Consider the following 13,120-nt stretch of genomic DNA (forward strand, 5'->3'; position numbering starts at 1 on the left):
CAGGTCAGGAGTGCAGGACGGTCGCCAGGCGGCGGACGCCCTCCGCCAGCTCGGCCTCGGACGCCGCCGAGCCGTAGCTCACGCGGAGGAACGGCGCCGGGGGCTCGGCCGGGAAGAACGGGCGTCCCGCGCTGACCAGGACGCCCGCGCGAAGGGCGTCGCGGGCCAGGGCCTCGTCGTCGGTGCCGTCCGGGAGGCGGAGCCACAGGTGCGTTGAGCCCTCCGGCCGCGAGTGGCCCAGGCCGGGGAGGTCGCGGGCGAGGGCGGCGGCGAGCGCGTCCCGGCGCGAGCGCAGGGCGGCGTGGACGGACCGCAGGTGGCGGGGCCAGCCCGGCGAGGTGACGAGTTCCAGCAGCGTCTCCTGGAGCACCCGCGCCGGGAAGAACTCCGCGACGAGCTGGGTCGAGCGGACGCGTTCGGCGACCGGCCCCCGCGCGACGACCGCCGCGACGCGCAGGCTCGGCGCGGTGGCCTTGGTCAGGGACGCGATGTGCACGACGCGTCCGTCCGGGTCGTCGGAGACCAGCGGGGACGGGGTGGGCGTCCCGAACCCGAGGTAGCGGGCGTAGTCGTCCTCGACGATGAACGCGCCCGCCGCGCGCGCCGCCGCCATGACCTCGGCGCGCCGTCCGGCCGCCAGCGTCGCGCCCGAGGGGTTCTGGTGGGCGGGCTGGAAGTACAGGACGCGCGCCCCGGTCTGCTCGAACGCCTCGGCCAGCAGGTCGGGCCGCAGGCCGTGCTCGTCCGCGGGGACGGGCACCGGGTGCAGCCCGCAGGTCCGTGCGACGGCGAGAACGCCCAGGTACGTCGGTGATTCCACGAGGATGGTCGATCCGGGCGGCGCGATCGCCCGCAGCACGGTCGTGAGCGACTGCTGCCCGCCGTTGCTGATCAGCACGTCGGACGGCGCGACCGTTCCGCCGAGCGCCCGCGCGTACCAGGCGCGGAGCTCCGGGACGCCTCCGAGCGGCGGGACCTCCCAGACGTCCGGGCGGCGCGCTGCGCGGGCGGCGGCCGTGGCCAGCGCGCGGAGCGGTTGGAGCGTCGGATGCAGGTATCCGCCGCTGAGCACGGCCGCTCCCTCGGGCGGACGGGTCAGCAGCCACGTGACCCCGGACGGATCGACGACCCGGTCGCCGAGCGCCACCGCCTGCCACCCGAAGTCGGACGGCTCGGGCGCGTGCTCCGGTCTCTCGGCCGCGTACGCGCCGCTGCCCGGACGCGTGACGACCAGCCCTTCCGCCGCGAGGAGTGAAAGCGCCCGCGTCACGGTGACCGGGCTGACCCGGTGGCGCTCCACCAGGGCCCGGCTCGACGGAAGGCGGTCCCCGGGGCGGAGCGCCCTCACCTCCGGGCGCAGCCGATCGGCGAGAGAAAGCGCACTGCTATCCTGGTGCATGAAGCACAAGGATAGCGCTACCGACACCAGGACGATAACGGCCGGAGGGCTCGGCCTCGCCGCCCTCGGCGTCCTGACCTTCTCGTTCACCCTCCCGAGCACGGCCTTCGCCCTCCGCGGCCTCGACCCGTACCTCATCGGCGTCGGCCGTTCCGGAGTAGCGGCCGTCCTCGCCGCCGTCGCCCTCCTCCTCGTCCATCCGCGCCTGTCCAGGAAGGACGCGCCGCAGCGATGGGCGCCGACGGCGCGGCAGATTCCCGCGCTGCTCGCGGTGGCCGGCGGGGTCGTCTTCGGGTTCCCGGTGCTGAGCACGCTGGCGCTCGACCACGGGTCGTCCTCCGCGCACGCGGCCGTGGTGATCGGGCTGCTGCCCGCCGCGACGGCCGTCGCCGCCGTCGTGCGCGCGGGGGAGCGGCCGTCCCCGGCGTTCTGGGCCGCGAGTGCTACCGGCCTTGTGTGCATCACCGCTTTCGCGCTCGGGAGGGCGGGCGGCCGGGTGACCGCCGCGGATCTGCTGCTGTTCGGGGCCCTGGTCGCCGCGGCGATCGGGTACTGCGAGGGCGGGCGCCTCGCCCGTGAGATGGCGGGCTGGCGCGTGATCTCCTGGGGCCTCGTCCTCGCCGCGCCCGTGTCCGTCCCCGTGACCGTCCGGCTCCTCGCGACCACCCACCCGCGCTGGACGGGCGACTCGGTCATGGGCTTCGCCTACGTCTCGGTCTTCTCCGCCTACCTGGGCTTCTTCGCCTGGTACGCGGGACTCGGCCGCGCCGGGATCGCCCGCGCCAGCCAGGTGCAGCTCACCCAGCCCGTCCTGAACCTGACCTGGTCGGCGCTGCTGCTCGGCGAGTCCGTGGACGCCACGACCGGCCTCACCGCCGTCGTCGTCCTGGTCTGCGTGGCCCTCACCCAGCGCGCCCGCATCGCCCAGCGCCCCCGCACGCCCCCCGGCCTCGGGCGATCGAGCCAGGGCGATCGGGCTAGTCGCGGACGATCTGGGCGAGCAGCGTGATCACCGTCGCGGCCAGCGTCAGCGGGACGGCGGTGTCGGGGAAGGCGGCGGCGATTCCGGCCGACCCCGCCGCCAGGGTGAGGATGAGCAGGGTTCTGGTGGTCAGAAGGGGGCGCGGCTCGCGGGCGCGGGGCCGTCGCGTGGAGCGTGTGGACATGGCCTGCGCCTCCTTCATCGGAGCCGGTCGCCTACCGAGTCGCCTACCAGAAGTGTGCACCCGGTCACTGGATCTTGGTGGGATCGGTGCGGCGTGTCGCCTGGCCATCGGGAATGATGGGCGAAATGCGGCGGATCTTGCGGTGGGTGACCTGGTTCACGGCCTACGCCCTCGGGCTGGTGCTGCTGGCCGGGACGGGCGCCTGGGCCTGGTGGCAGCCCGAGCCCAGGGCGCCCGGAACGGGGACGAACGCCCTGTGGGCCCGGCACCAGTGGGTCGGCGAGACGCACACCGACGCCGAGTACCGGGCCTTCGGGCAGCTGCTGCGCGAGAACCGGATCACCGACGTGTACTTCCACGCGGGCCCGTTCGAGGCCGACGGGACGATCCCGCCGGACAAGTACAAGAACGCTCCGGCCCTGCTCAATGCCTTGAAGGCGCACGCGCCGGGCGTCCGGGCGCAGGCGTACCTCGGGCAGATCCGCAAGGTCGAGGGCAAGGGTGTCATCGAGATCGGCGACGCGCGAGTGCAGGAGGAGATCCTCCGGACGGACGCATCGCTCCTCGACCTCGGATTCGCCGGAATCCACTACGACTTCGAACCGATCTACCCCGACGACACCGCGTTCCTGCGGCTCCTCGCGCGCACGCGCGACCTGACCCACGCCCGCGGACGGCTCGTCTCGGCGGCCCTCGAACAGCCCACCCTCGAGGACGGCCTTCAGCCCGTTTTCAAAGCGCTGGCCTCGCGCACCGGCACCGTCCGCTACCCGCCGCGTCCGACCGAGAAGTACCTCCGGGACGTCGCGGACCTGGCCGACCAGGTCGCGATCATGACCTACGACACCCAGATGCCCACCCAGGCGCTCGCCGGATGGCACTTCGCGCACCACACCGAGCGGGTCCTGCGCCTGATCGGCGACCGGACGACGGTCTTCATGGGCGTCCCGACGTACCGGCCGGTGACCGGCTGGGCGGAGAACCTGGAGGTCGCGCTCCGCGGCGTCCGGCGCGGCGTGGACGACCTGCCCCGGGCCCCGCGCCGTCCGTTCGGGGTCGGGATCTACGCGGACTGGACGACGAGCCCCGCCCAATGGGCGCGTTACAGGGCGAACTGGCTGACTCCGGCGACATAGAAGGAAAACCCTTCCGCCACCCCGCGGGTCACGTTCCCAAACGCCTGTTCCCGCAGGTGGAGAGCCCCGGATAGGGCGGCGTTCCGGGGGTAGTCATCGTGCGTATCGGCCTACTGGCTGATGGTGACGGAAAGTGGGGACGCCGATGAGTGACATGCACACCCCGCGTGACGGCGACCGGCTGGTCCAGCTGACCTCCGAGTTCGACGGGTGGCACTTCGGCCGGGGTGGATCCGGCCGGTGGTGGGCCGTCCGCGGCAACGACCTCGTCCGCGCCGAGAGCGTCGAGGAGCTCCGTCATCGGGTGCGGGAACTCGGCCCGCGCGAATTCGCCGGACGAGGACGCGTTTGGTCGGACTGACCCCGTAACGCGGCATTTGCGTGCCGCGATGTGTGAGGGAGGCCGCCCACCACACGTACCCCCGAGCGTGTGGCGGGCGGCTTCTTCCATCCCGGGCGCCCGCAGGGAATCCGCCCGCCGCCCGGCGCCGCGACCAGGGACGCCCGCCGCACCGCGCACCTGATCTTTCGCCTTCGCGCACGCCCGATCCGGCCGTGGGGCATACCTGCGGGTCCAAGCCGGGTGGCCGGAACGGTACCGTTCGGTGCATGGCACCCAGCACAACGAGTGACGCGCCGTTCGGGCGGATGCTGACCGCGATGGTCACGCCGTTCCTGCCGGACGGCGGAGTCGACTACGACGGCGCCGCCCGCCTGGCGACCCATCTGGTCGACCGGCAGCGCCATGACGGCCTGGTCGTCAACGGGACCACCGGAGAGTCCCCCACCACCAGCGACGCCGAGAAAGAGCGCCTGGTGCGCGCCGTGGTCGAGGCCGTGGGCGACCGCGCCACCGTCGTCGCCGGTGCCGGGACCAACGACACCGAGCACAGCCGCCACCTGGCCCGGCAGGCCGAGGCCGCCGGAGCGGACGCGCTGCTCGTGGTCACCCCGTACTACAACAAGCCGCCGCAGGCCGGCCTGCTGGCGCACTTCCGGGCGGTCGCGGACGCGTCCGGCCTGCCCGTGATGCTGTACGACATCCCCGGCCGGTCCGGGGTGCCGATCGAGACCGACACGCTGATCCGGCTCGCCGACCACCCGCGTGTCGTCGCGGTGAAGGACGCCAAGGGCGACCTGTTCGCGGGCTCGACGGTCATGGCGAACACCGACCTGGTGTTCTACTCGGGCGACGACGCGCTGAACCTCGCCTGGCTGTCCCAGGGGGCGGCCGGGTTCGTCAGCGTGGTCGGGCATGTCGTCGGGGCCGACCTGCATGAGATGATCGACGCGTACAGAGCGGGAGACCACGGCCGCGCGCTGGAGATCCACCGGCGGCTGCTACCCGTGGTCACCGCCATCATGACCCGCACCCAGGGCGCGATCGCCGTCAAGGCCGCCCTGAAGCTGTTGGGCCTGCCCGGGGGTGGGGCGCTGCGACCCCCGTTGGCCGAGGCCGATTCCGAATTCGCGGCGCGCCTCGCAGAGGACCTCACCATTGGGGGAGTGCAAGTGCCGGAGGTCATTAGTTGAGCCATCCTCACCCTGAACTGTCGGCCCCGCCGCGGCTCGCGGCGAACGGACTGCGCATCGTCGCGCTGGGCGGCCTCGGGGAGATCGGCCGCAACATGACGGTGTTCGAGTACGCCGGCAGGCTGCTCATCGTCGACTGCGGCGTCCTGTTCCCGGAGACCGAGCAGCCGGGGATCGACCTGATCCTTCCCGACTTCGACTACATCCGCGACCGCCTGGACGACATCGAGGCGGTCATCCTCACGCACGGCCACGAGGACCACATCGGGGCCGTTCCCTACCTGCTGCGCGAGCGGCCGGACATCCCGCTGGTCGGCTCCCGGCTGACCCTCGCGCTCCTGGCGGCCAAGCTCCAGGAGCACAAGATCAGGCCGGTGCTCCGGGAGGTCAAGGAGGGCGACCGGCACGGGTACGGGCCGTTCGACGCCGAGTTCCTCGCCGTCAACCACTCGATCCCCGACGCGCTCGCCCTGGCCATCCGGACGCCCGCCGGCGTCGTCCTGGCGACCGGCGACTTCAAGATGGACCAGCTCCCGCTGGACGGCCGGCTGACCGACCTGCCGGGGTTCGCGCGGCTCGGCGCCGAGGGCATCGACCTGCTGATGTCCGACTCGACCAACGCCGAGGTGCCCGGGTTCGTCACCAGCGAGCGGGCCATCGGCCCGGTCGTGGACGAGGTGTTCCGCACCGCGGAGGAGCGGCTCATCGTCGCCTGCTTCGCCTCGCACGTGCACCGCGTCCAGCAGGTCCTGGACGCCGCGGTCGCCAACAACCGCAAGGTCTGCTTCGTCGGCCGGTCCATGGTCCGCAACATGGGCGTCGCCCGTGAGCTCGGCTACCTGGACGTCCCCGAAGAGATCATGGTGGACGTCAAGGACCTCGACGCCGTCCCGCCGCACGAGCTGGTGCTGATCTGCACCGGGTCGCAGGGCGAGCCGATGTCGGCGCTGTCCCGGATGGCCGCCCGCGACCACCAGCAGATCCGGATCACCGAGCGCGACACCGTCATGCTCGCCTCGTCCCTGATCCCCGGCAACGAGACCTCGGTCAACCGGGTGATCAACGGGCTGACCCGGTGGGGCGCCCGCGTCGTGCACAAGGGCAACGCCCTGGTGCACGTGTCCGGGCACGCCTCGGCGGGCGAGCTGCTGTACGTCCTCAACATGACCAAGCCGGGCAACTTCATGCCGATCCACGGCGAGTGGCGGCACCTGCGGGCGCACGCCAAGCTCGCCGCGCAGACCGGCGTCCCGGCCGAGAACATCGTCATCGCCGAGGACGGCGTGGTCGTCGACCTGGTGGACGGCCAGGCCAAGATCGTCGGCGCGGTCCCCGCGGGCTACGTCTACGTGGACGGGCTGTCGGTCGGCGAGGTCACCGAGACCTCGCTGAAGGACCGCCGGATCCTCGGCGAGGAGGGCTTCGTCTCCATCGTCATCGGGATCGACTCCAGCAGCGGCAAGATGGTCGCCGGGCCGGAGATCCACGCCCGCGGCGCGGGCATCGTCAACGAGGACTTCGACGTGATCATCGATCGCCTCGAGGACGCCCTGCGCGACGCCGCCTCCAACGGCGTCAACGACCACCACCAGATCAACCAGATCATCCGCCGCACCGTCGGCAAGTGGGTCAGCGACACCTACCGTCGCCGCCCGATGATCATCCCGGTCGTCGTCGAGGTCTGACGCCTCGCTCGACCACCCGACGGCCCCGGCCCGGCACCCCCGGCCCGGGGCCGTCGCATGCCCGCCCCGCATGCCCGCGCCGACCGCCCGTCCCCGTGCGCCCGGCGTGTCGTCCCGGGACGCGCCCGTCCAGCTGGACATATCGGGTTTGCCCGGGTCGCACTGACACGCCGAAGCGATCCTGGGAACGCCGGTCGGACTTGGTTAATCTCTGCACCATGGCCACACGTCCGCCCGGGGGAGCGAAGACCGCTTCGTCGTCCTCGCGTTCCGGGAACGGCGGCGGGTCCGGCGGGTCCGGCGGAGGGCAGGGACGGCAGTCCGGGGGCAGGTCGCCGGGCGGGAGGCCGCCCGCGCAGCGCAAGCCCAGGCAGGGGTCCGGCAAGGGCCGCTCCCAGGCGCGCAACCAGCCCAGTCAGCCGGATCCGATCCCCCAGCTCGTGCTCGGCCTGTTCAAGTTGCTGTTCAAGCTCTACCATCTGGCCGCCGTGGCGGTCGGATCGGTCTTCCGCGCCTACGGGAACGGAGCGCGTGACTTGGACGAGCAACACCGCCGGGACGGGCTCGGCCTCGCGCTGCTCGGCGCGTCGATCGTGCTCGCCTCCGTGCTGTGGTGGACGCCGGAGGGCGTCGTCACGGTCGCGATCGAGCGGGTCGTGCGGGGCGCGCTCGGCGTCCTCGCCATGGCGCTGCCCGTGGTGCTCGCCGTCCTCGCCTGGCGGACGCTGCGCCACCCCGAGCACAACGAGGACACCGGGCGCATCGTCATCGGCATGACGGCGCTCGGCGTCGGCGTGCTCGGCATCGTCCACATCGCGTCCGGCCACCCGGCGCCCGCGCACGACATGGCCGGGGTGCGCGGCGCGGGCGGCGTGATCGGCTGGCTGGTCGCCGCCCCGATCCGGGCGACGCTGTCGGCGTGGGTCGCGGTCCCGCTGCTGCTCCTGCTGTCGGCGTTCGGGCTCCTGGTGGTGACGGCGACGCCGATCGCCCGCGTCCCGGACCGGCTGGCCGAGCTGTGGGCGCTCGCGACGCTCCAGGGCCGTCCGGCCCGCGAGGACGAGGCGGCCGACGAGGACGGCAAGCCCAAGCGCCGCCGCAGGAAGAAGGACGAGGACGAGGAGGAGGGCATCGAGCTCGGGGAGCACTCCCGGCCGTACGACACGCCCGTCCTCGACGACAAGGCCGCCAAGAAGGGCAAGCCCCGCAAGAGCGGCGACCTCGCCGACGAGTTGTTCGGCTCGGATCCGCTCGGCGCCGAGGGCGTGGACGACGTCCCGCCCCCGCCGCTCCCCGAGGACGACGTCCCCGAGGAGTTCCTTCCGGCCGACACGCCCCCGGACGTCCCGGACGGCCCCGACGTCCCGGATCCGACGCCCGCCCCGGCCCGCACCGAGCAGCTGCCGCTGTCGTCGTCCGGCGAGATCTACGAGCTGCCCGACCCGGCGACCCTCCGGCCCGGCAGCGTCGCCAAGCCGCGCACCAAGGCCAACGACACGGTCGTCGCCTCGCTCACCGAGGTGCTCGAGCAGTTCAACATCGACGCGCAGGTCACCGGGTTCACCCGGGGCCCGACGATCACCCGGTACGAGATCGAGCTCGGCCCGGCGGTGAAGGTCGAGAAGATCACCGCGCTGACCAAGAACATCGCCTACGCGGTCAAGTCCGCCGAGGTCCGGATCATCTCCCCGATCCCCGGCAAGTCAGCGATCGGGGTCGAGATCCCGAACGTGGACAAGGACATCGTCAGCCTCGGTGACGTGCTGCGTTCGCCCGCCGCGACCAACGAGCACCATCCGATGGTCGTGGGCCTGGGCAAGGACGTCGAGGGCCGCACGGTGGTGGCGAACCTGGCGAAGATGCCGCACATCCTCATCGCGGGCGCGACCGGTGCGGGCAAGTCGACGTGCATCAACGGGCTGATCACCTCGGTCATGATGCGGGCCACGCCGGACGAGGTCCGGATGATCCTGGTCGACCCCAAGCGGGTCGAGCTGACCATGTACCAGGGCATTCCGCACCTGATCACGCCGATCATCACCAATCCCAAGAAGGCCGCCGAGGCCCTGGACTGGGTGGTCGGCGAGATGGACCGCCGCTACGACGACCTGGCGGCGTCCGGGTTCCGGCACGTGGACGACTTCAACAAGGCGGTCCGCGCGGGCAAGCTGACCGCGCCGCCCGGCAGCGAGCGCGTCTACACGCCCTACCCGTACATGCTGGTGATCGTCGACGAGCTGGCCGACCTGATGATGGTCGCGCCCCGCGACGTGGAGGACTCGGTCGTCCGGATCACCCAGCTGGCCCGCGCCGCCGGGATCCACCTGGTGCTGGCGACGCAGCGGCCCTCGGTGGACGTGGTGACCGGCCTGATCAAGGCGAACGTGCCGTCCCGGCTGGCGTTCGCGACGTCCTCGCTCGCCGACAGCCGGGTCATCCTCGACCAGCCCGGCGCGGAGAAGCTGGTCGGGCAGGGCGACGCGCTGTTCCTGCCGATGGGCGCGAGCAAGCCGATGCGGCTCCAGAACGCGTACGTCTCCGAGAAGGAGATCCACGCGATCGTCGAGCACTGCAAGGCGCAGATGGAGGCGGTCTACCGCGAGGACGTCGCCGCCGCGTCCGGCCCGAAGAAGGAGATCGACGAGGACATCGGCGACGACATGGACCTGCTCGTCCAGGCCGTCGAGCTCGTCGTGACCACGCAGTTCGGGTCGACGTCCATGCTCCAGCGCAAGCTGCGGGTCGGGTTCGCCAAGGCGGGCCGGCTCATGGACCTGATGGAGAGCCGCAGCATCGTGGGCCCGAGCGAGGGGTCCAAGGCGCGCGACGTCCTGGTGAAGCCGGACGAGCTCGCCGGGGTCCTCGCCGACGTCCGGGGCGGCGCCTGACGCCGGTGCCCGGTCCACCGGGAGGGGACGGTGCGCCCGCGTGTGCCCCGGTGCGTCGTGTGTCCGGTTCGCTCCACGGCGCATGATCCACTTGCGCGGGGGTAGAAGTGGCCGTGAACGGTGGCGGCCGATGGCCGGGGCATGGACGGATTGATGCGAAATCTTGCCTCGTTTCCCAAGTGTTGACCATCGCCCCACCGGCATGGCGGTTCCTAGACTGGAAGCTCCGGCACGGTGGGACGGTCGCCCGGCGGCGCGCTCTGAGGGAGGCTCGCGTGAGCATCGGTGAGACCTTGGCGAGGGAGCGCGAGCAGGCCGGGCTCACCCTGACGGAGGTGAGCCTGCGCACCCGGGTCAGGGAGTCGGTCGTCCGCGCCATCGAGCACGACGACTTCTCCCCGTGCGGCGGCAACTTCTACGCCCGCGGGCACATCCGGAGCATCGCGCGGGTGATCGGCATCGACCCCGAGCCGCTCGTCCAGGAGTTCGACGAGGCGCACGGCGGCGCGCCGCAGCCCGCGTCCGCGGTGGCGGTCTTCGAGCCCGACCAGCAGGTCGCGCTGCGGGGGCGACGCTCCCCGAACTGGACGGCCGCGATGGCGCTCGCGCTGGTCCTCGTCGTCGGATACGGGATCTTCCAGGTGCTGCACCGGGGCGGCGGCGAGCACCACGCCGCCCAGCAGGTCGCGGGGACGCCCGCCCCGCCGAAGCCCAGCATGCCGGCGGCCGGGCCGTCCACGGCGTCGCCCTCGCCGTCCGGGAAGCCGCACAAGGGCGTCCAGGTCAGGCTGAAGGCGCGCCGGGCGACCTGGGTGGACGTCCGGGGCGACAAGGGCCGGTCGCTGTACACCGGCACCCTGGCGGCCGGGGCCGCCCGGCACTGGTCGGCGCACAAGGTGATCAGCATCGTGATCGGGAACGGCGGCACCGTCCGGCTGACGGTGAACGGCCAGGACATCGGCTCGCCCGGCACCGACGGGAACGTGATGACGCTGAAGTTCACCCCGGCCGACCCGAAGCCGCAGGACCGGCAGCCCACCTGACCGGCGGGCCCGGCGAGACGATCTCCGGGCGCCGGGAGTGGCGTTCGCCACGCTCGGCGGCCGCCCGGCGGCGGACCGGAACATCCCAGGGCGGACCGGGCGGAACCGGGGATCCCCGTGGTCCGGTGAGGGCTCGGCGCCCACTACCTTTGGATGCATGTCCACTAGCCGCAAGGTCTCGCTCGTCACGCTCGGATGCGCCCGGAACGAGGTCGACTCCGAAGAGCTCGCCGCCCGGATCGAGGGCGCGGGCTGGGATCTGTCCGACAGCTCCGACGGCGCCGACGTGGTCGTGGTGAACACCTGCGGGTTCATCGACGCGGCCAAGAAGGACTCCATCGACACCCTGCTCGCCGCGAAGGACTCCGGCGCGAAGGTCGTCGCCGCCGGGTGCATGGCCGAGCGGTACGGCGCGGAGCTGGCCGCGGCGCTGCCCGAGGCCGACGCGGTGCTGGGCTTCGACGACTACGCCGGGATCGGCGAGCGGCTGGACGACGTGATGGCCGGGCGCCGGCACGAGGCCCACAAGCCGCGCGACCGCCGCACCCTGCTGCCGATCTCGCCCGTGGAGCGGTCCGGTTCCCGTCAGTCCGTGGCGATTCCCGGGCACGGCGCGGGGCATGATCACGACGTGAACCCCGGCCTGGACGCCCCGACGGACCTTCCGGACGGCGTCGCCCCGGCGTCCGGGCCCCGCGTGCTGCGCCGCCGCCTCGGCGGAGGGCCGGTCGCGCCGCTGAAGCTGGCGTCCGGCTGCGACCGCCGCTGCACCTTCTGCGCGATCCCCGCGTTCCGCGGCGCCTACGTGTCGCGGAACCCGGCCGAGGTGCTGGAGGAGGCCCGCTGGCTCTCCGGGCACGACGTCCGCGAGCTGGTCCTGGTCTCGGAGAACTCCACGTCCTACGGCAAGGACCTGGGCGACCTGCGCGCGCTGGAGAAGCTGCTGCCGCAGCTGGCGGCCGTGGACGGCATCGAGCGCGTGCGCGCGTCCTACCTCCAGCCCGCCGAGCTCCGCCCGGGGCTGCTCGAGGTCCTGTGCCAGACGCCCGGCGTCGCGCGGTACTTCGACCTGTCGTTCCAGCACGCCTCCGGGTCCGTCCTGCGCTCGATGCGCCGTTTCGGCGACCGCGAGCGGTTCCTCGACCTGCTGACGCGCGTGCGCGAGCTGGCGCCCGAGGCGGGCGTCCGGTCCAACTTCATCGTCGGGTTCCCCGGCGAGACCGAGGAGGACCTGGACGAGCTGATGGCCTTCCTCACCGACGCCCGGCTCGACGCCATCGGCGTGTTCGGCTACTCCGACGAGGACGGCACCGAGGCCGCCACCCTCGACGGCAAGCACGACCCGGCCGAGGTCGCCCGCCGCGTGGAGGAGGTCTCCGCGCTGGCCGAGGAGCTGACCGCCCAGCGCGCCGAGGACCGGATCGGCACCGAGATCTCCGTCCTGGTGGAGGAGAGGACCGACGACGGCTACGAGGGCCGCGCCGAGCACCAGGCCCCCGAGGTGGACGGCATGGTGCTCGTCCGGGGCGAGGGGCTCACCCTCGGCGAGTTCGTCACCGCGACCGTGGTGGACAGCGACGGCGTGGATCTCGTGGCGGAACTCTCATGACCTCCGGCGCGCCGGGGCCGGTGGCCGAGCCGCCGTCCCCGCCGCCGCCGCCCGCGAGCGTCTACAACATCGCGAACCTGCTCACGATGGTGCGCATCCTGCTGGTGCCGCTGTTCGTCTGGCTGCTGCTCAAGGACACCACGGCCTGGCGGCTCGGCGCGTTCGCGGTGTTCGCGGCCGCGTCCGTCACCGACAAGATCGACGGGGACCTGGCCCGCAAGCGGAACCTGGTCACCGACTTCGGGAAGATCGCCGACCCGATCGCCGACAAGGCGCTGACCGGCGCCGCGCTGGTCGCCCTGTCGGTGCTCGGGCAGCTGTGGTGGTGGGTGACCATCGCCATCCTGGTCCGGGAGATCGGGATCACGCTGCTGCGGTTCGTGGTGATCCGGTACGGGGTGATCCCGGCCAGCAAGGGCGGGAAGCTCAAGACCACCCTGCAGATCCTCGCGATCGGCCTGTACGTCCTGCCGCTGCCGGGGTTCCTCCAGCCGGTCGCGTGGGTCACGATGGCCGCCGCGCTGATCGTCACGGTCGTGACCGGCGTGGACTACCTCTTCCATGCCTGGCGCCTGCGCAGGTCGGCCCTCGGCCGCTGAGGCGGGTCGCGCGAGGCCCCGCGGCCCCGCGCGGGACTGTCGGCGGCGGGCGGTAGGTTGCT

General features: G+C 72.6%; 11 protein-coding genes. 9 read left to right on the plus strand and 2 right to left on the minus strand.

Features of this window, described 5'->3' with window-relative positions:
- Positions 1–4 precede the first annotated feature (4 nt).
- Positions 5–1,399 (minus strand): aminotransferase-like domain-containing protein, encoded by a 1,395-nt coding sequence (locus tag EBO15_RS30250; RefSeq protein ID WP_122197877.1) that lies wholly within the window; start codon positions 1,397–1,399, stop codon positions 5–7.
- Between EBO15_RS30250 and EBO15_RS30255 the strand changes: the two genes are divergently transcribed.
- Positions 1,398–2,408: a DMT family transporter gene (locus EBO15_RS30255; RefSeq protein WP_122197878.1), complete on the plus strand. Its 1,011-nt coding sequence runs from the start codon at positions 1,398–1,400 to the stop codon at positions 2,406–2,408. The two genes, EBO15_RS30250 and EBO15_RS30255, sit on opposite strands and share 2 nt — an antisense overlap.
- Here EBO15_RS30255 and EBO15_RS30260 read toward each other — a convergent pair.
- Positions 2,377–2,565, minus strand: coding sequence for a hypothetical protein (locus EBO15_RS30260; RefSeq protein WP_122197879.1), 189 nt, complete (start codon positions 2,563–2,565; stop codon positions 2,377–2,379). The genes EBO15_RS30255 and EBO15_RS30260 overlap by 32 nt on opposite strands.
- A gap of 146 nt (positions 2,566–2,711) precedes the next feature.
- On the opposite strand from EBO15_RS30260, the gene EBO15_RS30265 reads away from it, so the two are divergent.
- From EBO15_RS30265 to pgsA, 8 genes are all read left to right on the plus strand, one after another.
- Complete coding sequence (locus tag EBO15_RS30265) at positions 2,712–3,701, plus strand: glycoside hydrolase family 18 protein (RefSeq protein WP_233616534.1); 990 nt, start codon at positions 2,712–2,714, stop codon at positions 3,699–3,701.
- A gap of 145 nt (positions 3,702–3,846) precedes the next feature.
- Positions 3,847–4,062, plus strand: coding sequence for a hypothetical protein (locus tag EBO15_RS30270; protein WP_147481721.1), 216 nt, complete (start codon positions 3,847–3,849; stop codon positions 4,060–4,062).
- Between the two features lie 248 nt (positions 4,063–4,310).
- Entirely contained in the window at positions 4,311–5,234 is a 924-nt protein-coding gene (dapA, locus tag EBO15_RS30275) for a 4-hydroxy-tetrahydrodipicolinate synthase (RefSeq protein WP_122197881.1), read from the plus strand.
- Positions 5,231–6,919, plus strand: a complete 1,689-nt coding sequence (locus EBO15_RS30280) for a ribonuclease J (RefSeq protein WP_122197882.1) — start codon at positions 5,231–5,233, stop codon at positions 6,917–6,919. The genes dapA and EBO15_RS30280 overlap by 4 nt, the downstream gene beginning before the upstream one ends.
- A gap of 218 nt (positions 6,920–7,137) precedes the next feature.
- Positions 7,138–9,807, plus strand: a complete 2,670-nt coding sequence (locus EBO15_RS30285; RefSeq protein WP_122197883.1) for an FtsK/SpoIIIE family DNA translocase — start codon at positions 7,138–7,140, stop codon at positions 9,805–9,807.
- A 275-nt stretch (positions 9,808–10,082) separates the two neighbouring features.
- On the plus strand, positions 10,083–10,850 hold the full coding sequence (locus tag EBO15_RS30290; RefSeq protein ID WP_122197884.1) for a helix-turn-helix domain-containing protein: 768 nt from the start codon (positions 10,083–10,085) through the stop codon (positions 10,848–10,850).
- 157 nt (positions 10,851–11,007) lie between these two features.
- The gene (gene rimO, locus EBO15_RS30295) at positions 11,008–12,459 is read left to right on the plus strand and encodes a 30S ribosomal protein S12 methylthiotransferase RimO (RefSeq protein WP_122197885.1); all 1,452 of its coding nucleotides are present in this window, start codon (positions 11,008–11,010) and stop codon (positions 12,457–12,459) included.
- The gene (gene pgsA, locus EBO15_RS30300; RefSeq protein ID WP_122197886.1) at positions 12,456–13,058 is read left to right on the plus strand and encodes a CDP-diacylglycerol--glycerol-3-phosphate 3-phosphatidyltransferase; all 603 of its coding nucleotides are present in this window, start codon (positions 12,456–12,458) and stop codon (positions 13,056–13,058) included. Before rimO ends, pgsA begins: the two co-directional genes overlap by 4 nt.
- Positions 13,059–13,120 lie beyond the last annotated feature (62 nt).

The organism is Actinomadura harenae (assembly GCF_003696215.1).
GTDB lineage: Bacteria > Actinomycetota > Actinomycetes > Streptosporangiales > Streptosporangiaceae > Spirillospora > Spirillospora harenae.

Coding starts and splice junctions, on each gene's coding strand:
- EBO15_RS30250 (WP_122197877.1), bottom strand. CDS start 1,399: ATGCACCAGGATAGCAGTGCGCTTTCTCTCGCCGATCGGCTGCGCCCG.
- EBO15_RS30255 (WP_122197878.1), top strand. CDS start 1,398: ATGAAGCACAAGGATAGCGCTACCGACACCAGGACGATAACGGCCGGA.
- dapA (WP_122197881.1), top strand. CDS start 4,311: ATGGCACCCAGCACAACGAGTGACGCGCCGTTCGGGCGGATGCTGACC.
- EBO15_RS30270 (WP_147481721.1), top strand. CDS start 3,847: ATGAGTGACATGCACACCCCGCGTGACGGCGACCGGCTGGTCCAGCTG.
- pgsA (WP_122197886.1), top strand. CDS start 12,456: ATGACCTCCGGCGCGCCGGGGCCGGTGGCCGAGCCGCCGTCCCCGCCG.
- EBO15_RS30260 (WP_122197879.1), bottom strand. CDS start 2,565: ATGTCCACACGCTCCACGCGACGGCCCCGCGCCCGCGAGCCGCGCCCC.
- rimO (WP_122197885.1), top strand. CDS start 11,008: ATGTCCACTAGCCGCAAGGTCTCGCTCGTCACGCTCGGATGCGCCCGG.
- EBO15_RS30285 (WP_122197883.1), top strand. CDS start 7,138: ATGGCCACACGTCCGCCCGGGGGAGCGAAGACCGCTTCGTCGTCCTCG.